Genomic DNA, 19,530 nt, shown 5'->3' on the forward strand with positions numbered 1-19,530 from the left:
ATGTAACTATCAAGCCGGGGCCCACTCAGTGAACCGCTCAGCCCTCCGCGGCCTTGCGGTAGCCACGTACGGCGAAAGCGCCGAAGACCAAGGCGAGCCCAACGGACCAGGCGAGGGTCTGCAGCAGCGGGGTCGCGATGGGGCCGCCGATCGTGCAGCCGCGCATTGCCTCGATGGCGCAACTCATCGGCTGGACGCGAACTACCGGCTGCAGCCAACCCGGGTAGTTCTCCACGGGTACGAATCCGGAATTGAAGAACATCCCGAGCAGCACGAGTGCCGAGAACAACTGCACGACTTTGTCGCCCGCCTTGCTGACGCCGACCGTGATCACCATGGTGGCGAAGCCGGGAATCAGCAGCACCGGAACGGCGAGCGCACCGAGCACACCCAGCCAGCCCTGCTCGAAGCGCAATCCGAGCGCGACACCGAGGGCGACCACGATGATCGTCGCGATCAGCGTGCGTCCGCATTCGGCGAGCAGTCGGCCGATCAGTCCGGCCGCACGGTGCACCGGCAGCACCCAAATGCGCCGCAGCAGACCGCTTTCCCGTTCCGCGTAGAGCGAAAGGCCGGTCCCCATGGCGCCGTACATCGCGCCGGTGACCGCGATCATCGGGACGAAACCGTAGATGGCGTCCACGCCGGAGGATGCGCTGAGGAATTTGTGGAGCACCAATTGGTACATCAACAGCAGCAGTACCGGCAGGATCACGGTCGAGGTCAGCACCTCCTGTTCGCGCGGCCAGCGTCGTAGCAGTCGGCCCGTTTCGACGAAGCTCTGGTCGATCAGTGTTTTCACGGCCGTCGCCTTTCCACCCACACCGAGATCGCGGCGAACGCCACGATCAGGCCGAGAATCCAAGCCACCGCAACGGCGACGGCCGAGGTGTATTCGCCATCGGCGAGATCGCGCAGGGCGGCAGCGGCTTGGGATACCGGCTGATTGCGGACGAAAGGCTGGATCCAACCCGGAAAGCCTTCGGCCGGGACGAAACCCGTGGACATCATGATGAGCAGCAGTTGCGGCGCCAGCAGTGCGGACGCACCGACTTCCGGCTTACCCGTGGCGACGCCGAGTGTGTCGGCACCGATCACCAGTGCCACGGCGAAGGCCAGTGACAATGCGATGAAGACGAGAGCCGCTGCCGCACTGTGGAATCGGAATCCGAAGGCCGCACCGATGACCAGCGCTCCGGCGAGTCCGGCCAGCGCGCGAACCAGATTCGCGGACATCCGCGCGGCCAGCGGCACCCACGATTCGACCGGCATGGACCGCATGCGAGTTCCCATGCCGCTGAAGGTGTCTCGGGCGGCGCGGTCGGCCGCCGACATGGCGGTGAAGAACATGCCCTGCAGCACGATCACCGGCAGCAGGTACTGGGCGTAGTCCGCACCGGTCTGCTCCATCGACTTGCGCAGCGGGACATAGAAACAGACGAAGAAGATCATCGGCGCGACGAAACCGAAGGGCAGATCACCCTCGCGGACCGCCGCACGCACGGTGCGACCGCTCAGCGCGGTCCACTGCATTCCGGCGGGAATGGTGACTGATTCGGTCATGCGGTCACCAACCCTGGTTCATCGGTGGTGAGCTTGATGAAGACCTCGTCGAGTGACGGTCTGCGCAGGGCGATATCGATGAGTTCGATACCGGCCTCGGTAATGCGGCGCAGCGCCTCAGCCAGTGTGGCGGCACCGTCGGGAGCGGGGAGCGACACCCGGTCCTTGGATTCGGCGACGGTCACCGTGCCGAGGCCGTCCAACGCGGTGACCACGGCGGGCACGTCACCCGCGTCGACCGGAACGACCTCACAGTAGCTCGAACCCGAACGGGCCTTGAGTTCGTCCGCGGTGCCCTCGGCGATCACGCGACCCTTATCGATGACGATGATGTTGTCGCTCAACGCATCCGCCTCTTCGAGGTACTGCGTGGTGAGCAGGATCGTCACCCCCTGTTCCTTCAGCGAACGCACCAGCGACCAAACGCCCTGTCTGCTCACCGGATCCAGGCCGGTGGTGGGTTCGTCCAGGAAGACGACCTTGGGCGGGCGCACCAGCCCGCAGGCGATATCGATGCGTCTGCGCATACCGCCGGAGTAGCCGCCGACACGACGATCGGCCGCCTCGGTGAGATCGAACTGTTCGAGCAGTTCGGTGGCGCGGATCTTGGCCTGTTTCGGACGCAGACCCATCAGGCGGCCGAACAGGACGAGGTTCTCCCGGCCGGTCAGCACCTCGTCCAAGGCGGCGTACTGACCGGTGAGCATGATGGATGCCCGCACATCCGCGGCCTCGCGCACGACGTCGTATCCCGCGACCAGGGCGCGGCCCGCATCGGGCTTGGTGAGCGTGGACAGGATGGAGACCGTGGTGGTCTTGCCCGCGCCGTTCGGGCCGAGTACGCCCAGCACACTCCCGGCCGGTGCCGAGAAGCTCAGGCCGCGCACGGCGTGGACGTCGCCGAAGGACTTGCGGACGTCCTCGACCACGATGGCGTTTTCGATCGCGTTCATCGTTCTCCCGGAGTTGCGCTTGGTATGGCGGCGGCGACTGCGGTGATGCAGCGCTGCCAGATGGTGGCGAAACGGTCGATCTCGGTGGTGTCGAAAAGGGCGTCACTCCAGCGGAACAGGGTGGCCAGCTGGGGTCCGTCGGCGCCGGGGTAGACGGCGACGACGAGGTCGAGCGCGTAGCGCAGCGGCATCTCCGGTTCGGGGGCGACCGGAAGCCGTTGGTGCAGAGTGAGGTCGGTGATCGGGGTCCATGGACCCGACGTGCCCGCGGTGAGGTCCATGCGGCCCAGGTAGTCGAGCATTACCTGGGGATCTGTGTGCGGCTCGGCATCGCCGTAGCGGAGCAAGCCGTAGTCCAAGCCCTTGTTCGGGACACTGTCCAGTTGTGCTGCAACCGCTTTCAGCAGTCCGGTGGCTTCGGCGGAATCGGATTCGGCGCGGGTGATGTCGAGTGTCGAGCCCGTGCCGACGCGCAGTGGGTACACGGTGGTGAACCAGCCGACCGTCCGCGAAGTGTCGACGTTGCCGACGGCGGCATCCTCGCGGCCGTGGCCCTCGAGGGCGACCAGTGCGCCGGTGGAGCCGTCCTGGTTGCGTTCGGCTCGCCAGGTCGTGAGCGCGATTGTCAATGCGGTGAGCAGTAACTCGTGCATACCGAGGTCGCTGCCGAGGCCGTCGAGAATCCGACGGGTGGTGTCGGTCGGCAGGAACGACGGCGTGAGGCGGTAGGAGGACCAGGTGTCGCGGGTCGGATCGGGGCGGCGCAGGCCGAGTTCCGGATCGGGGCCGGTCAGTTGGTCGGTCCAGAAGTCGCGCTGGGCTGATACTTCCGGTGCGGTGCTGCGCTTGTCGAGTAGTTCCGCCCAGCTGCGGTATCCAGTGAATTCGGGTGCGACAGTGGGGGTTCGCCCCTCCGCGAGCTGCGACCACGCGTCGGCCAGATCAGCGAGAATGATGTGCCAGGAGACGGGATCCACCGCGAGATGGTGGATCGACAGCAACAGCACATCGGGGCCCTCGAAACGGACAGCCTGGATCAGGGTGCCGGTCTTCGGATCGATGCGATCGATCGCCGCTCGTGCATGCTTCTCGAGTGCGGTGCCGAAGTCACCGGATACCCGGACCTCGTGCAGGATATCGGCGGCGCGCACGCTGCCCGGCGCTCTGGTTTCGAACCTGTTTTCGGTGGTCGACAGCTGGCCGCGCAGCATGTCGTGACCGTCGAGGAGTGCCTGTAGCACCGCTTCCAACTGTGCCCGATCCACCTCGGCCGGCAGCTCTACCAGCGTCGAGAGTGCAAGCCTGCGGAAGCCGCCGTACTCGTACATCCAGGACATGATCGGCGTCGGAAGTATTTCGCCGATCGCGGCCGGGCTGTTCTCCTGTTGTGCCGCACGGGAATCGATGGCGGCGCCCAAATCGCGGACGGTGGGGTTGGTCATGACCATGGCCGGGCTGACCGAGAGTCCCGCGCGTCGCACCGCGTTCACCAGAGAGATGGCAACAATGCTGTCCATGCCGAGTTCGATGAAGTCGTCATCGATGCCGGGGGTCGCACCGCCCAGCGCCTCGGCGAGCGCGCGACAGAGGGTCCGCTCGGTATCGGTGCTCGGCAGGGTGCGCTGGGCGGAGCCACGTAGAGCCTCCAGCGCCAGCGCGTTCAGAGCTCGGACATCGAGCTTGCCGTTGGGGGTGACCGGCAGTTCGGGCAGCGCAATAACCCGCGCCGGAACCATATAAGCAGGCAGGCGCTCCGCAAGGCGGGCACGCAAGGCGGCCGAATCAGCACTGACCGCGAAGGCGACCAGAGTCGGGCCACTCGGCCGCTGCACAACCAGCACAGCGCCCGCACGAACCTGCGGCAACTGCAGCAAAGCCGTTTCGATATCGCCGATTTCGATTCGGTAGCCGCGAATCTTGACCTGGTCGTCGGCTCGGCCGAGATAGGCGAGATCGCCATTCGGTAACTGCCGCACCAGATCACCGGTGCGATACATGCGAACACCGGGTCGGAAGGGGTCGGCGATGAAGCGATCCGCGGTGATGGCGGCCTTACCGATATACCCGCGGGCCAGCTGAGCGCCGGACAAGTACAGCTCTCCGACGACACCGCGCGGCACCGGCCGCAGCATGGCGTCGAAGACGTAGGCGGACATACGATCCACCGGTCCGCCGATGGTGGGCTGGGCATTGCCCGCCTCGTTGCGACCGGTATTCACCGTCGCGACCACCGCCTCGACCGTGGTCTCGGTGGGGCCGTAGCAGTTGTAGACCGCGGTGCCCGGCAGCGCACGCAACTGCTCCCACATGGGCGCACCGATGGCCTCGCCGCCGAGGGCGAGCACGGTCAGTCGCTCACCGTCTACCAGACCGGCTGCCGACAGCTGGGTGAACATGGACGGCGAGGTGTCGATCATATCGATCTCGTGCCGGACGATGCCGTCGACGAGGCCCTGCGCATCGCGCATTTCGGTCTCGTCGAACAGGTGGACGGCGTGGCCGTCGAACAGGCCGATCATCGGCTGCCAGGAGGCGTCGAAGCTCAGCGACCAGGCGTGTGCGATGCGCAGTCGGCGGCCGAGCCGGGTTACCGCCGGGCGGTAGACGCGGTCACGATGGTCGGTGAAGTAGCTGGTCAGAGCTGCGTGGGTGCCGATTACGCCCTTGGGTTCGCCGGTCGATCCGGAGGTGAAGATCAGGTAGGCGGCTGTCTGCGGGGCGACCGGGCGGTAGGGCGGGATGGGGTGGTTCGCGATCCGCTCCGCGACGGCGGGGTCGTCGAGTACCAGCACCGGCTGTGCGGTCTCCCCGAGCAGGCTGGTGGCCTCCCCAATTGTCAGAATGAGTTTCGGATCGGCTCGGCGCAGTATGGATTCGATGCGGGCAGCGGGTGCCGAGATGTCGACCGGCACGTAGGCTCCGCCTGCTTCCAGTGCGGCGAGGATCGAGATGACGGAACGAGCCGATCGCGGTAGCGCAAGGGCGACAACGGTTTCCGGGCCGATACCGTTGGCGATCAGCTCATTCGCCAGTTGTCCGGCGGCTGCACGCAATTCACGATAGGTGTAGCGATCCGAACCGGTGCTCAGCGCGATCGCATCCGGGGTGTGGGCGACCTGGTTCAGGAAGAGCTCGTAAGCCGTGCCAATCGTGGAGACGTTCTCCGAGACAGCGACGACCTTTTCATCGGCAAGCAACAGATCCAGCGCATCGGGGCTCGAATCGCCATGATCGGGCAGCTGACGCAGCACCGACAGAATCCGCTGGCCGATATCGCCGACCGGGAAGTGTGGCAGGGCTTCGGCAATCGCCTCGAGCATGACGACGAGCGTGCCGTCGTTCAGATGCGACACCACCGAAAGCGGGTAGTGCACCAGACTTTCCATGGCCACCGGCAGAAAGCGGGTGCCGCTCGCGGTGACGATCGGATCGGTGGCCGCGCCGATGGGTGCGTTCTCGAAGACGAACAGCACGTCGAACAGCGCACCGTGCCCGGCCGCGCGCTGAATGGCCGACAGGCTCACGTATCCCGCATCCCGCATGGCCGCGGATTCGCGCTGCAGCTGCGCACATTGCTGGGCGACGGTGCTGGTCCGGTCGATAATGACGCGCGCGGGCACGGTATTGATGAACAGCCCGATCATCGTTTCGACGCCGGGCAGCGCATCCGGACGGCCGGAGATGGTAGTGCCGAAAACGACATCGCGTCGATCGGTGAGCCTGCCGAGTACGACGGCCAAGGCATACTGCACAACGGTATTGGGAGTCAGGCCGTTCGCCCGTGCCCATTGCACCAGCCGCGCGGTTTCGGCATTGTCCAAACTGAATCGGCTGCGGCGCGGAATCGCCGTGCCGACTTCGGTTGCCGTACCGGCGGCCAGCATGAGCGGACCGCTCAGCGGCGCGAGGTATTCGGTCCAGTTGTGGGTGATGGCGGCGGTGTCCTGCGCCGCGAGCCAGCCGATGTAGTCGCGGTACGGCCGTGCCGGTGGCAGCGAATCCGCCTGTCCCCCGGCGTCGTACACCGCGATCAGCTCGCGGAAGAACACCGCGACCGCCCAGCCGTCCATCAGGATGTGATGCGCGGTCACGATCATCCTGCGTCTACCCACCCCGCCGACTCCGCGAGCTCCGTCGGCTGCCATCCCCCGGTGTCTACCCACCCCGCCGACTCCGCGAGCTCCGTCGGCTGCCATCCCCCGGTGCCGCTCGTCGGGCAGCGTGACCAGCGTAATCCGCAGGGCCGGACCGCGAGAGAGATCGAACCGCTGCTGCCGGTCGGCCTCGGCGATCGCATCGAATTCCGCGGGTAGCGCGGAGATTTCGAACCAGGGCAGATCCACCCAGGTCGGCACGATCTGCACCGGCTTGGGTAGATCCTTATCCCAGAACGCGGCCCGCAGATTGGCGTGCCGCTCCAGGATCGCCTCGGCGCTGCGGCGCAGCATCGGCACGTCGATCGGACCGCCGATATCGATGACGAACTGCATCGTGTACAGATCGACCCCGTCGGCGGCCAGCCGCGCCAACGAGAACAGCCCCTCCTGCAGTGGGCTGAGCGCGAGCACATCCTCGATTTCGGCCGGGACGCTCCGGTCCACAGTCATCGCATCGCCTTTCGGCCCACGGTCATCGCATCGCCCCTCGTCGGGTCCGCCGCTCGGAAGAAATCGCCCCTCATTGCGACTGCTTCCATGCCGCACCCAATGCGGCCAGCGCGTCCGAGCCGAGGCCGGACACGCTCATCGCGGCATGCTGATGGTTGTCGGTCGGCTCCTCGGGCTCGGCCCGCACGCCACCGGTACCGAAGGTGTCGCCGATTGTCGTGGTCACCCCGGCGGCGACCACTTCGTCTACCGCGGCCGCGAGTTCGGCGATGGTCAGGTACTCGAATACCAGCTGCGGAGACAGCGGGAGGCCGAGCTCGTTGGCGCGAGCCGACCACTGGATGGAGATCACGCTGTCGCCGCCGAGTGCGAAGAAGCCGTCGTCGGCGGTGACATCCTCGATCTCGAGCAGTTCCTCGAGGATCGCGATGAGCTGCTGTTCGGTCTCGGTGTGCGTCACATCGGAAGAAGCTGTGCCCGTGCTGGTTTCACCGGTGCTATCGGTCCGGAACGCGACTCGCCCTGCGGTATCCCAGCGCGCCCGCTGCTCCGTGCGGAACAACCGGGCTCCCGGCAGGTAGGGGTCGTCGATGAACGCGTCTGCCGAATCCTCGACGTACCCCTGAGCGAGTCCGGCACCACCGACGTACACATCGCCGTCAACGCCGGGCGCGACCGGTCGCAGGGCTGCATCCAGCACCAACACCCGGGCCCCCGGAATGGGTCGCGCGCGTCCGCTGCCATCGACCGCACCGCGTGCCACCGCACCCGCGTACTCCGGAATCCGGAAGTCGAAGGTGGCGGCCGAACCGGCCGCGAGCGCGGGCAGCAGATCGGGAAGCGCTGCGGGCCAATAAGTTCCGACGACCTCCCAGCTACGCACCGACGGCAGCATGGAGACACCGGTCTGCACGAACCGCGACAGCGTGACGGGCTCGGCGACCACGTGGGTGACCGAATGCGCACCGATCAGCTCGACGAGCGCGACCGGATCTGCACGTTGCTGTTCGGTGCTGAGGATCAGCGTCGCCCCATCGGCGAGCGCGGCCAGCAACTCGACTTCGATCTCGGATCCCGTCCAGGGTGCGGCGACGAGTCGCACATCCGCCGAACCCGCGGCCCGGTCCAGCGATTCGCCGCGGCGATCGGCGGCAATGGCGCGTCGATCGGCCACCGCGGCCGCCAGCGCCTCCCGGTCCAGCACCACGTGCGAAACAGCGATGGTCCCGCCGGTATTCGCTACCGCATCCAGTGCGGCCAGCCTGCGCACCACCCCGGCCGCCGAAGCACCATCGGGCACTCGCGCCGATCCCCCGCCATCGAGCTGTTCGAACAGCTCGCCATAAGTGAGCGTCTCGGTACCGCACCGCAGGGCGATCCGATCGGTCGGCACCCCGCGGCCACGCCGGATCAACTCGGCAATGCCCGGCGTCCAGGAGAGCTCCACACCGGTGGCCCATTCACCGAGGACCCGCTGCCGTTCCGCGGCGGGCATGATGTCGAGCTCACCCACCGTGCTGTCGGGGGCTTCGGCGAAGGCCGTCAATACGCGAAGCGTGCGCTGCGCGAACAACTCTCCGGTCACAGGCTCGTACAGATCGGTATTGACGATGACGCTGGCATCGAAGCCGCCGTCGGGACCCGCGAAGAAATTGATGCTGAGGTCCAGCAGCGAGGTGTCGAAATCCAATGGCAGTACCGTCAGCGCGGTGTGCGCGTCCAAACCATGACCGGCACCGTCCCAATTCTCCTCGCGGAAGTGCATCATGGCCTGGAACAGCGGGTTCCTGGACCGGGACCGCGCCGGATTCAGCGAGTCGACCACGCGCTCTATCGGGATGTCCTGATTGCTGTACGCGCCGAGCGCCGTATCGCGGGAGCGCTGCAGCACGGTCCGCAGCGTCGGATCGCCGGACAGGTCATTGCGCAGCACCACCATATTGGCGAGCAGGCCGACCAACTCGGCGGCGGCCGGATCGACCCGGCCCGCGATCGGCGTGCCGAGCGGGATATCCACACCCGCCCCCAGCTTGTGCAGCAGAGTCGCGACCGCGGCCTGGTAGAGCATGAATTCACTGCCGCCGCTCGCCTCGGCGAGAGCCTTCAGTTTGCCGCGCAATGCGGCGGGCACCGCGAACGGCACCACATGTCCGTTCTTGCCGAGAATGGCGGGACGCGGGCGATCCAAGGCGACATTGATCTCGTCCGGCAGACCGGCGAGTGTGTCGCGCCAGTAATCCACCTGGGTGCCGAGCGTCTCGACCACCTCGCGCTGCCACAGCGCATAGTCGGCGTATTGCACGTCCAGGGGCGTCCAGTCCGGATCGGCGCCCGCGGTGCGCGCACGGTAGGCGGTGGCGAGATCGTCCAGCATCGTCCGGAACGACCAGTGATCCGCCACCAAATGGTGCACCAGCAGCGACAGTACGTGGGTCTTGTTGTCCAGCAAAAAGATTCGCGGTCGAATCAGCAGCTCGGTATCCGCGGCGAAGCAATGCTCACCGGCCGCGGCGAGTTCCGCACGCAGCTTCTCCGGATCGTCCAGCTCCGTTACCGGTACATCGATCGGCCCGGCAGGCAGCACCAATTGATATGGCACGCCACCGTTCTCGGGGAAGACGGTGCGCAGTACCTCGTGCCTGGCAACGACGTCGCCGAGCGCGGCAGTCAGCGCATCGAGATCCAGCGGACCGTCCACCCGCACCGCGAATGGAATGTTGCCGATCGCACTTGGCCCCTCCAGCTTGCGCTGGAACCACAACGCGAGCTGCGAATAGGACAGCGGAATATGCTCGGGGCGTTCCCGTTTCAGCAACGCGGGCACGGCAGCGCAGGCCTGTGCCGGTGCGGCTTCGATGAGCGCGGCGAGTCCCGCGACGGTCGGGGTATCGAACGGTGCCCGCACATCGATCTCGACGCCGAATTCGGTGCGAATCCGCACGACCAGGCGGGTGGCCAGCAGCGAATGCCCGCCGAGTTCGAAGAAGGAATCGTCCGCGCCGATCTGCTCGCGGCCGAAGATCTGCGCGAACAGGCCCGCGAGGCGGATTTCGGTGGCGGTGCTCGGCTCCCGGTAGCGGCGAGTCGTCGCGCGTTCCGGATCCGGCAGCGCGCGCCGGTCGAGCTTGCCGTGCACGGTCAACGGGATCTCGTCGATCACCGCGAAGGCGCTGGGCACCATGTACTCCGGCAGCGTCGCCGCGGCGTGCCTGCGCACCTCGTCGATTTCCAGGGCCGACTCGGAAAGGCCATTGGCCGCAACCACATACGCGGCGAGCATCGCACCGACGGCCGCATCGTCGACCGCGATGACGACACAGTGTCCGACACCTGGATAGGACGCGATGGCCGCCTCGACCTCGCCGAGTTCGATCCGGAAGCCACGCACCTTGACCTGCTCGTCGGCCCGGCCGACGAATTCGATCTCGCCATCGGCATTGCGTCGCGCGAGATCGCCGGTCCGATACAGCCGAGCGCCCGGCGCGAATGGATCGGCGACGAACCGCTCCGCCGTCAGCCCACGCCGATTCAGATAGCCGCGCGCCAATTGCGCTCCACCCAAATAGATCTCACCGACCACACCCGATGGCACGAGCTGCAACGCCTCGTCGAGCAGATACACCGTGACGTTCTGATTCGGCACACCGATCGGCACGATCCGCGTGCCCTGCGGACCTTCCACATTCATATGCGTCGCACACACCACGGCCTCGGTCGGACCGTAGTGATTGCGCAGTTCGGCATCGAAGACACCGGCGAACTTATCGGCCACCTCACCGGGCAGCGCCTCACCGCCCACCGGAACATGCCGCAGCGCACGCCATTCGCTCACCTCCGGCAGCAGCAGGAAGGTGCTCAACATCGACGGCACCATATGCAGCACGGTGACCCCGCAGCGGGTGATCAACTCGGCGACATACGGAATATCGCGGAAGGCATCCGGCTTCGGGATGACCAGCCGGGCGCCGAGCGTCAGCGTCACGAAGATATCGAGCAGGGAGGCATCGAAGCTCACCGAGGAGGACTGCAGCAGCCGGTCCTCGGCGGTCATACTCCATTCCGCGACGAAGCCCGCGAGATGTTCGGCGATCGCGGCATGGGATACCGGCACGCCCTTGGGCTTTCCGGTGGACCCGGAGGTGTAGATGACGTACGCGAGATGGCCGGGCAGCAGCGGCCGCACCCGGTCCGTGTCGACAGGATCGGTCTCGGGGAGTTCGACGGCCGCGGCCTCGGCGGCGTCCAGGTCGGCCCGCCCGAGCACCAGCCGGGGCGCGGCATCCTCGACGAGGTAGTCGATGCGATCGTCCGGGTAGGCGGGATCGATGGGCAGATAGGCCGCACCGGATTTGAGCACACCCAGCACCGCGACGACGAACTCCACCGAATTCGTCAGCCGCAATCCGACGATGTCCTCGGTGCCCAGTCCACGCCCGATCAGCCAGTGCGCCAAACGATTGGCGCGGCGATTCAGTTCGAGATAGCTGAGTTCGGTGCCGCGTTCGGCGGGGGCGACGACGGCGAGTGCGTCTGGCGTTGCGGCGACCTGGTTTTCGAAGAGCGCGACCATGGTGGTCGCTTCGGCCTCGACAATCGGGCCGTGCGACAGTTCGAGAATCGCGGCACGATCGGCCGCGCCGAGCATATCGATATCACCGAGCCCGCGGTCGGGATTCGCGAGCGCGCTGTCCAGCAGCTGCACGTAGTGGCCGAGTAGCTGTTCCACCAGGGCACGGTCCAGATCGGCGATCCGATACTCGGCCTCCAGATAGGCGCCGTCGGCTTCCGTGACAACGGTCAGTCCCAGCGGAACCTGCGCAACAGCACTACCGAGATCCAGCAGCGTCGCCTCGACGCCCGCGAGATCGAAGCCCTGCGCGCTCCTGCGCACCCCGAAGCCGAGTCGGACCAGCTGCTCCAACCCGTCCCGGCCGCCGACGCGATCCGGATTCGCCTCGCGCACAACGCGATCGATACCGACATGCTGATGTGCGAAGGCACCGACACAGGTGTCGCGAATGGTTTCGGTGAAACGGGCGAAGGTGTCCTCGGCGCCGATGGTGGCACGCAACAGCAGCGTATTGCCGAAGTAGCCGATCAATGATTCGGCGGCGGCATCGCGGCGCACGGTCACCGGGACCGATACCAGGAAATCCGTTGCCGCGGTGTAGCGATGGATCACCGCGTCATAGGCGGCCAGCCACACCATGAACGGGGTGGCGCCGTGCACACGCGCGAAGGCCTCGACCCGGCCGACGAGCTCCGCGGGTAGCGGCAAGGTGCACCGATCGGACTGCTTCGCCGCCACTGTGGCGACCGTGGCCGGACCAGGGAGTTCCAGGGATTCCGGCAGTGGGCGCAGGGTTGCGCGCCAGTAGTCGATATCGGCAGTGTCATCGTCGGCGGCGATATCGCCGAAGACCGCGACGTCGACGAATTGCGCACGGTCGGTCCGGACGGACTCGGCGCGGTAGGCGGCATTGAGCTCGGTGAAGAAGACGGCCCACGAGTCGTCATCCCAGCTGATGTGATGCGCGACCAAGAGCAGCGCGAATTCATCGGCACCGGTGCGCACCAGGCTGACCCGCAACGGCGACTCGGTCGCGAGATCGAACGGTCGGCCGAATTCCCGGCGTGCCAGCACTTCCAGTCTGCGCGAGCGCCCGGCTTCCGGCAGATCGGTCAGATCGTGTGCCTGCCAGGACAGTTCGAGGTCGGTACGGACGATCTGGTATGGCTCGCCGTTCTCGTCGAGCCCGTAGGTGGTGCGCAGAATGTCGTGGCCGTCTACGACGGCCGCTACCGCAGCACGCAGCCGCGCCTCGTCGAGCGCGCCTGTCAGCCCGTAGGCCACACAGATATTGAGGGTGGTGTCCTCCGGATCGCGGGTCTGCAGAAACCACATGCGCCGCTGTCCGGCCGAAAGCGGATGACGTTCACCGGGTTTCGATCTTCGAACCGGCGCCTTGTCGGAAGTCGGTGCGGTCAGGCCACTTTCGGCCAAACGCTGGCGCAGCAGCGCCTTCCGGCGGTCCAGCACGCTGGCCTGCTCGTTGTTCGACATCGTCAATCCCTCGCCTAGACGTTGCTGTCGGCCATCAGGCGCACGACGTCGTCCAACGACGCGCCGCCCAGAATGGCCGCCACCGGAAGATCGCGGTTCAGTTCGGCCTGCACCCGCTTGCGGAAGTCCAATGCCTGCAGTGAATCCAGGCCGAGGGCTACCAGCGGCACCGAGCTGTCGATGGCGTCGAGCCCGTCGGCGCCCATCACCTTGCCGAGTTCGACGCGGACCCGGTCGGACAGTGAACCGGCGGACGGCACGACCGCCTCCGGTACGGCCACGACGGCGGGAGCGACAACGACGGGGTCGACCCGAGGCGGGGCCGGTTCCACTCGCGCGAGCACATCGGCGAGCAGCGGACCCCAGCCGACCGCCGAGATGATGTCGTTCAACTGCGACCAATCGGCCGCCATCACAATGCGATTGCCGGGCCGTCCGATTTCGGCGTGCTCGGTGAAGCCGACGGCGAGTGCGTCGCGCGGGTCCATGGACTGGCCGCCCGCGGCGGCGATCCGGTCCACGCCGACCGCGTGCAGTGGCCCTTCGAGATCCCAGATACCCCATTGCATCGCAACGGCATTCGTGCCCGCCGCACGCAGGCGCGTGGCCAGCACGTCGAGCATGCGGTTGACGGTGGCGTAGAGAATCTGCCCGCGACCACCGAAGGTGGCTGCCGCGGACGAGCAGATGACGATCCGCGCATCCGTGGCCAGCGGCAACAGCCGCAGCAGATGGCCGGTGCCGATGATCTTCGATGCCGCCATCTCGAACAGCTTCTCGGCGGTCACATCGGCGAGTTCGGCGCGCACATAGTTCACCGCGGCGTGCACCAGCATGGTCGCCGGTGTGTCGGCCAGTGCGACGGCGAGCTCACGCACGCTGGCTTCGTCGCTGACATCGCACGCGACAACCGCGACATCGGCGGTGCCGATCTGTCGGACGACCCGCAAACGGCCTGCGACGGAATCGGTTTCGCCGGACCGGCTGAGCAGCGTGATCCGCCGCGCGCCACGACCGGCGAAGTACTCGGCGAACTTCAGTCCGAGCGTGCCGGTCCCGCCGACGATGACGACGTGCTCGAGTTCCGCATCGTCCTGAGCTCCGGCCGACGGTTCGAGTTCTACCTCGAGCCGCTTGGCATAGAGCCCGCTCGCGCGCAGTGCCAACTGCGGTTCGTCCTTGGCATGCAGTGCGCGCACGATCTTGGCGGCCTGCCCCGCATCGGCGGCGTCGAGATCGAGGTGCCGGAAGGCGGTGCCGATATTTTCCAGTCCGATGCAGCGGAATCCGGCGGAGACCGCGCCGTGGAACAGATGCGGTGCCGGGTCGTCGGCGACCGCGGCTTCACCGCCGATGGTCACCAGCCAGCAGTCGGCGACCGTGGCGTCGAGCGTGGGCAGCCAGCGCGCGTCATAGAACCGCGCCAGTTCCGCGACCGCGGCGGGCCCGTCCAGATCCGGCAACTCGGGCAGCAGCACGACGATCGAGTCGTAGTCGGCGGTGTCAGCGGGCTGGTCCGGATCGTAAACGGTCGCACCACCACCGTGGTTGAAGGCGGCGGTGCACAGCGCCGCCGCGAGTTCGGCGCACTGCCCGGTGTGGTCGACGACGAGCATTGTGCGCGGCGAAACCAGCGAGCGACGCTCGAGCCGCACCCAGTGCTCCGCCAGCCGGTTCGCGGTGTGCTCGGGGGCCACCGGCGTGGAAGTCTCGGTCCGGTAGTGAGCCCACAGGCGCTGCGGATCGAGCACCGTGTTAGGGAAGTCCCGCAGCGGTAAACGCGCTGTGTCCGAATCGGATTCGACCCGCAGCGCATCCCATCGATAATTGAGGTCGTGCACCGCGACGGTCGCCAGATTGCGGGTGAACTCGCCGAGTCCCACTGCAGTGCGCAGCGAGGTGCCGATCACCTGGAATTCCTGCTGCGGGCGGGCGGGGTCCGGCCGCACCGTGCTCAGGTTCTCCTGAATGGCCAACTGCAGCATCGGATGTTCCGACATCTCGACGAAGGTGTCGACGTCGGCGGTGGCCGCCGTGATCGCCCGATCGAACCGCACCCGGTTGCGCAGATTCCAATACCAGTACTGGTCGTGCCGCAGGTCGGGCGTGATGGTGGTGCCGAGTGTCGCACCATAGCAAGGGATTTCGGTCGCGACGAAGTTCGGGCCGCTCATTTCGTCGCCGAGCGCCGCTTCAAGTCCCTCCCGGTACTCGCTGACCACCGAGGTGTGCGCCGGATACGCGACGCGGATCTCCCTGGCGAACTGACCGCGCGCGGTCGCGGTCGCCACCATATCGACGATGGTCTCGCGGTCACCCGAAATGGCCAGGATATGCGCCGAATTGACCACCGAGAGCTCGGCCCAGCCGGAGTGCCTGGCCAGCAGCGCCTCGCACTGGTCGCGGTCCATCCCCAGCACCGCCATCGAATAGCCGCGCGGTGAAAGCTGATCGACGGCCAAGGCCCGATGTGTCACCGCGAGCACCGAATCCCGCAGCGTCATGACTCCGGAGACCGCACCGGCGGCCAGCTCGCCCTGGCTGTGTCCGATGGTCGCGGCGGGCTCGACACCGGCCGCGCGCCACATGGCGGCGAAGGCGTACATCTGGAACATCAACGCAGGTTGGAGCACCCGCACGTGATCCTCGAACTGTCCCTCGTCGCCGAGCAGATAGTGCAGCGGCTCGCGGTGCCCGAAGCGCTCCTCGAAGATCGCGGTGCAGTCGTCGACCGCGCGACGGAACGCCGGGGAGATCTCGTAGAAGAGTTTGCCCATGCCCGGCCGCTGACTGCCCTGTCCGGGAAAGACGAATCCGATGCCGCGTGCGGTGGCGACGCCATCGGTCACCACGACCGCCGGATGCTCGGCGCCCGCGACGATCGCTCGCAACGCATCGAGCAAGCCGTCGCGGTTGTCGACCATCGCGAGCGCCCGACGGCGGCGCGCGACCCGGGTGCGAAACAGCATGTCCGCCACGCGATCCGGGGTCACGCCGGGATGCCGCTCCAGATATCCCAGGATCGCGGCCGCCTCGCCGCGCAGTCCGTCCGCCGTATCGGAAGACAGCAGTACCGGGACGGTGCCGTCCGGTAGTCGGTAGTCAGGCATCGATATCCTCCAGCACGGGCATGGCCAAGATCGCGTGCGCATTGGTGCCTGCGACGCCGAACGAGGAGACGGCGCCGTAGCGGACGCCGCCGATCGGGTCCCAGGGTTCGAGTTTCGTGGCCAGCCGCAGGCTGGTGGCGTCCCAATCCACCTCGGTGGTCGGGTTGTCCGCGTAGAGGCTCGGTGCGATCTGACCGTTCGCGCCGCTCAGCAGCACCTTGATCAGGCCGAGCACCCCCGAGGCGGCCTGTGCGTGGCCCATATTCGACTTCACCGAGCCGAGTCGCGGACCGTCGGTGCCGCGGTCGACACCGCCGTAGGTCTGTGCGAGGGCGGTGAGCTCGAGCGGGTCGCCGACTGGCGTCCCGGTGCCGTGCCCCTCGATCAGGCCGATGTCGTCCGGCCGAATTCCGGCCGCCGCCAAGGTCTTCTCGATCAGTCGCTGCTGCGCCGTCGCGCTGGGTACCGCGAGCGGCGCGCCCTTGCCGTTGTGATTGACCCGGGTGGCGAGCACGCGGCCATAGATCCGATGGCCGAGTTCGCGTGCGCGCGACTCATGTTCCACAACGACTACACCGGCGCCCTCACCCCATAGCGTGCCGGTCGCATCGGCGGCATAGGAGCGACAGTGTCCGTCGACGGCGAGTGCGTTGTTCTTGGAGAACTCGAAAAACGCCGCGGGCGAGCCCATGACACAGACGCCACCGGCCAGCGCCCAGTCACATTCACCGGCACGCACGGCGTTGGCAGCCAGGTGCAATGCGGTCAGCGACGATGCGCACGCGGTATCGGTGGTCAGCGACGGCCCGATCAGTCCAAGACTGTGCGAGATCCGGCCCGCCACCGCGCCGAGCGCGGTCCCGGTGGCGCGGTATCCGGAGTACTCGGTGACCACACCGGACTGCGGCCCGTATTCATTGATGGACGCGCCCATGAAGCAGCCGACCTCGGCGCCGCCCAGTGCGCCCGGATTGATGCCCGCATTCTCCAGTGCCCGCCAGGCCACCCGCAGCGCGACCCGCTGCTGCGGATCCATCGAAATGGCTTCGCGCGGGGTGATACCGAAGAACATCGGATCGAATTCGGTTGCCTCCGAGAGGAACCCACCGGCATCGGCGACCCGGCTCCAGCCTTCGGTGCGGTGCAGCGCGAGCAACTCCTCGATCGGCCACTCCCGGTTGCGTGGGAACGGTCCGATGAGTTCGCGCGCTTCGGCCAGCGCCGACCAGAAGTCGGGCAGCGTCTCGATACCGCCCGGCGCCTCGACGGCCATGCCGGAGATGACGATCGGATCCATTTCGGTACTCATCCGACGCGATCCAGTTCGGGCGCGAGCAGCTCCGCGATACCGGCGGCATTGTCGTTCAGATAGAAGTGCCCGCCGTCGAAGATCGTGACGTCGATCTCCTGTGCGCTGTGATTGGACCAGCCGTACAGCTCACGCGGCGTGATGAAAGTGTCCTCGGCACCGCCGAGCACGTGAATCTTGGCCTGCACCTGGACATCCACCGGGCAGGTATAGGAATCGAACGCGCGGTAGTCGGCCTTCACCACCGGCAGCGCCATCCGCATGAGCTCGCGGCTACCGAGCACATCGGCGCCGGTGCCCTCCAGCGCGCCGAGGTGGTCGAGGATCTGCTCGTCCTCGGTCGGATGCGGCGGCAGGTCGACGGCCCGGCCCGGCGAAACCGCGGCGGATGGGGCGAGCAGTCGCACCTCGAGTCCGGCCGCTTCGGCATTGCGCACCAGTTCGAAGGCCACCATCGCGCCCATGCTGTGGCCGAAGACCGTCAGCGGCAGGCCGCGATTGTGTTCGGAGGTCCGGAATTCCGCGAACGCACCGGCGGCCAGTTCGGGAAGCGTGGCGAGCGCCGCCTCGCGGGCCCGGTCCTGACGACCCGGGTACTGGAAGATCAGCACATTGAAGTGCTCGCTGAGCACCTTCGAGAACGCTCGATAGGTGGACGCACCGCTGCCCGCATGCGGGCAGATCAACAATGGCGGGCGCGCTGTGCCGTTTCGAGCGACCTGCGAGCAGTCGCTAGCGGTGGAGCGGGGCTGGTGGAATTGCCGGATCCATCCGAGATTTGCTGGCATTTCTTGACTCCTGCGCTTCCGCCGGACGTCCCGGCGCAATGGTCGCGCCAGGCAGCGTCATTCGATCGGCGGTGTACAACACCCCCCGGCACGCTGCACTGTCTGGTTACTTCTGAACGGTCGCTCGATATTAGCGTAGCCTACCCTAACAAGTCTACTGATTCGGCCCGACCTCCCGGCGCCGCCTCACTGGTCGGTGAGATAGCCACCGCGCGTGAAGAATTCCGCGGCCGAATGCTCGGTACCGTCCGCAGTGCGAATCCGGGTGAGCACCAGGCCGCGGTTGCGCCCGCGATGCGCCTCGGTGCCACACACCACCGCGCCGCCGCCCTCCTGCACGATCACCCGACCGGGCGTGCCGCCGTAGCGCGCCTCGGAGACCACCGCCTCGAGCACCTCGATCCGCTCACCGCGGTAGTAGGTGTACGCACGCGGATACGGCTCGGACAGCGCGCGCACGAAACGCTCGAGATCGACGGCGGACCAGGTCCAGTCGATGCGGCTGTCCCGCTCGGAACGCTTGTGGAAGTAGGTGCGCTCGGATTTGCGCTGCGGCTTCCATTGCGCGGTACCGGATTCCAGGGCGTGCAGCGCTTCCTGCAGCGCGCCGGGAATGAGTTCCATACCGCGCAATACCAATTCGGTGCCGGTATCGGTGGGTCCGATGGGCAATGCGCGCCGCACCAGGATGTCGCCGGTGTCCAAGCCCTCGTCCATCCGATGCACGGTCAGGCCCGTCTCGGACTCGCCGCTGATCAGCGCCCACAGCACCGGGGAGAAGCCGGTGAACTTGGGCAGCAGCGAATCGTGCAGATTCAGGGTGCCGTGCGGGGGCAGGTTGTAGAGCTCGGCGGGCATCCAGGTGTACCAACTGTTCACCACGATGACGTCCGGTTCGGCCCGCTTCACCAGGTCGATGGTTTCGGCATCGGCCCGTTCGGTCAGATGCACCGGGATGGCGTGCTCGCGGGCGAGGTCCTCGACCGAATCCGACCAGATTCCCTTGTAGGAGTCCGCACTGGCCGGATGGGTGACCGCGAGCACGACCTCGTGCTCCGAATCGATCAGTGCCTGTAGCGTTTTGCGGCCCCAGGTCTGGAAGCCGAACGAGACGATGCGCATGAAAACCTCACGTA

9 protein-coding genes are annotated in these 19,530 nt (G+C 66.8%); all 9 read right to left on the reverse strand.

The features are described from left to right. Window positions 1-37: 37 nt before the first annotated feature. The gene (locus tag ACQPZ2_RS40395) at window positions 38-802 is read right to left on the reverse strand and encodes an ABC transporter permease (protein ID WP_063046886.1); all 765 of its coding nucleotides are present in this window, start codon (window positions 800-802) and stop codon (window positions 38-40) included. Continuing rightward, window positions 799-1,563 (reverse strand): ABC transporter permease, encoded by a 765-nt coding sequence (locus ACQPZ2_RS40400; protein ID WP_433523179.1) that lies wholly within the window; start codon window positions 1,561-1,563, stop codon window positions 799-801. Before ACQPZ2_RS40400 ends, ACQPZ2_RS40395 begins: the two co-directional genes overlap by 4 nt. Beyond that, entirely contained in the window at window positions 1,560-2,516 is a 957-nt protein-coding gene (locus ACQPZ2_RS40405) for an ATP-binding cassette domain-containing protein (RefSeq protein WP_433523180.1), read from the reverse strand. The genes ACQPZ2_RS40400 and ACQPZ2_RS40405 overlap by 4 nt, the downstream gene beginning before the upstream one ends. After that, window positions 2,513-7,123, reverse strand: coding sequence for an amino acid adenylation domain-containing protein (locus ACQPZ2_RS40410; protein ID WP_433523181.1), 4,611 nt, complete (start codon window positions 7,121-7,123; stop codon window positions 2,513-2,515). Before ACQPZ2_RS40410 ends, ACQPZ2_RS40405 begins: the two co-directional genes overlap by 4 nt. 70 nt (window positions 7,124-7,193) lie before the next feature. Further along, window positions 7,194-13,187: an amino acid adenylation domain-containing protein gene (locus ACQPZ2_RS40415; RefSeq protein WP_433523182.1), complete on the reverse strand. Its 5,994-nt coding sequence runs from the start codon at window positions 13,185-13,187 to the stop codon at window positions 7,194-7,196. 14 nt (window positions 13,188-13,201) lie between these two features. Continuing rightward, window positions 13,202-16,297, reverse strand: a complete 3,096-nt coding sequence (gene nbtC, locus ACQPZ2_RS40420) for a nocobactin polyketide synthase NbtC (protein WP_433523183.1) — start codon at window positions 16,295-16,297, stop codon at window positions 13,202-13,204. Further along, window positions 16,290-17,606: a polyketide synthase gene (locus tag ACQPZ2_RS40425; protein WP_433523184.1), complete on the reverse strand. Its 1,317-nt coding sequence runs from the start codon at window positions 17,604-17,606 to the stop codon at window positions 16,290-16,292. The genes nbtC and ACQPZ2_RS40425 overlap by 8 nt, the downstream gene beginning before the upstream one ends. After that, on the reverse strand, window positions 17,603-18,394 hold the full coding sequence (locus ACQPZ2_RS40430; protein WP_433523185.1) for a thioesterase II family protein: 792 nt from the start codon (window positions 18,392-18,394) through the stop codon (window positions 17,603-17,605). The genes ACQPZ2_RS40425 and ACQPZ2_RS40430 overlap by 4 nt, the downstream gene beginning before the upstream one ends. A gap of 186 nt (window positions 18,395-18,580) precedes the next feature. After that, window positions 18,581-19,516 (reverse strand): methionyl-tRNA formyltransferase, encoded by a 936-nt coding sequence (locus ACQPZ2_RS40435; protein WP_433523186.1) that lies wholly within the window; start codon window positions 19,514-19,516, stop codon window positions 18,581-18,583. Window positions 19,517-19,530 lie beyond the last annotated feature (14 nt).

This window comes from Nocardia pseudovaccinii, from assembly GCF_050942345.1.
Classification (GTDB): domain Bacteria; phylum Actinomycetota; class Actinomycetes; order Mycobacteriales; family Mycobacteriaceae; genus Nocardia; species Nocardia pseudovaccinii.

Excerpts from the sequence above, each read along its gene's own strand:
- ACQPZ2_RS40400 (WP_433523179.1), bottom strand. The coding sequence starts at position 1,563 with ATGACCGAATCAGTCACCATTCCCGCCGGAATGCAGTGGACCGCGCTG.
- ACQPZ2_RS40405 (WP_433523180.1), bottom strand. The coding sequence starts at position 2,516 with ATGAACGCGATCGAAAACGCCATCGTGGTCGAGGACGTCCGCAAGTCC.
- ACQPZ2_RS40410 (WP_433523181.1), bottom strand. The coding sequence starts at position 7,123 with ATGACTGTGGACCGGAGCGTCCCGGCCGAAATCGAGGATGTGCTCGCG.
- ACQPZ2_RS40415 (WP_433523182.1), bottom strand. The coding sequence starts at position 13,187 with ATGTCGAACAACGAGCAGGCCAGCGTGCTGGACCGCCGGAAGGCGCTG.
- nbtC (WP_433523183.1), bottom strand. The coding sequence starts at position 16,297 with ATGCCTGACTACCGACTACCGGACGGCACCGTCCCGGTACTGCTGTCT.
- ACQPZ2_RS40425 (WP_433523184.1), bottom strand. The coding sequence starts at position 17,606 with ATGAGTACCGAAATGGATCCGATCGTCATCTCCGGCATGGCCGTCGAG.
- ACQPZ2_RS40430 (WP_433523185.1), bottom strand. The coding sequence starts at position 18,394 with ATGCCAGCAAATCTCGGATGGATCCGGCAATTCCACCAGCCCCGCTCC.
- ACQPZ2_RS40435 (WP_433523186.1), bottom strand. The coding sequence starts at position 19,516 with ATGCGCATCGTCTCGTTCGGCTTCCAGACCTGGGGCCGCAAAACGCTA.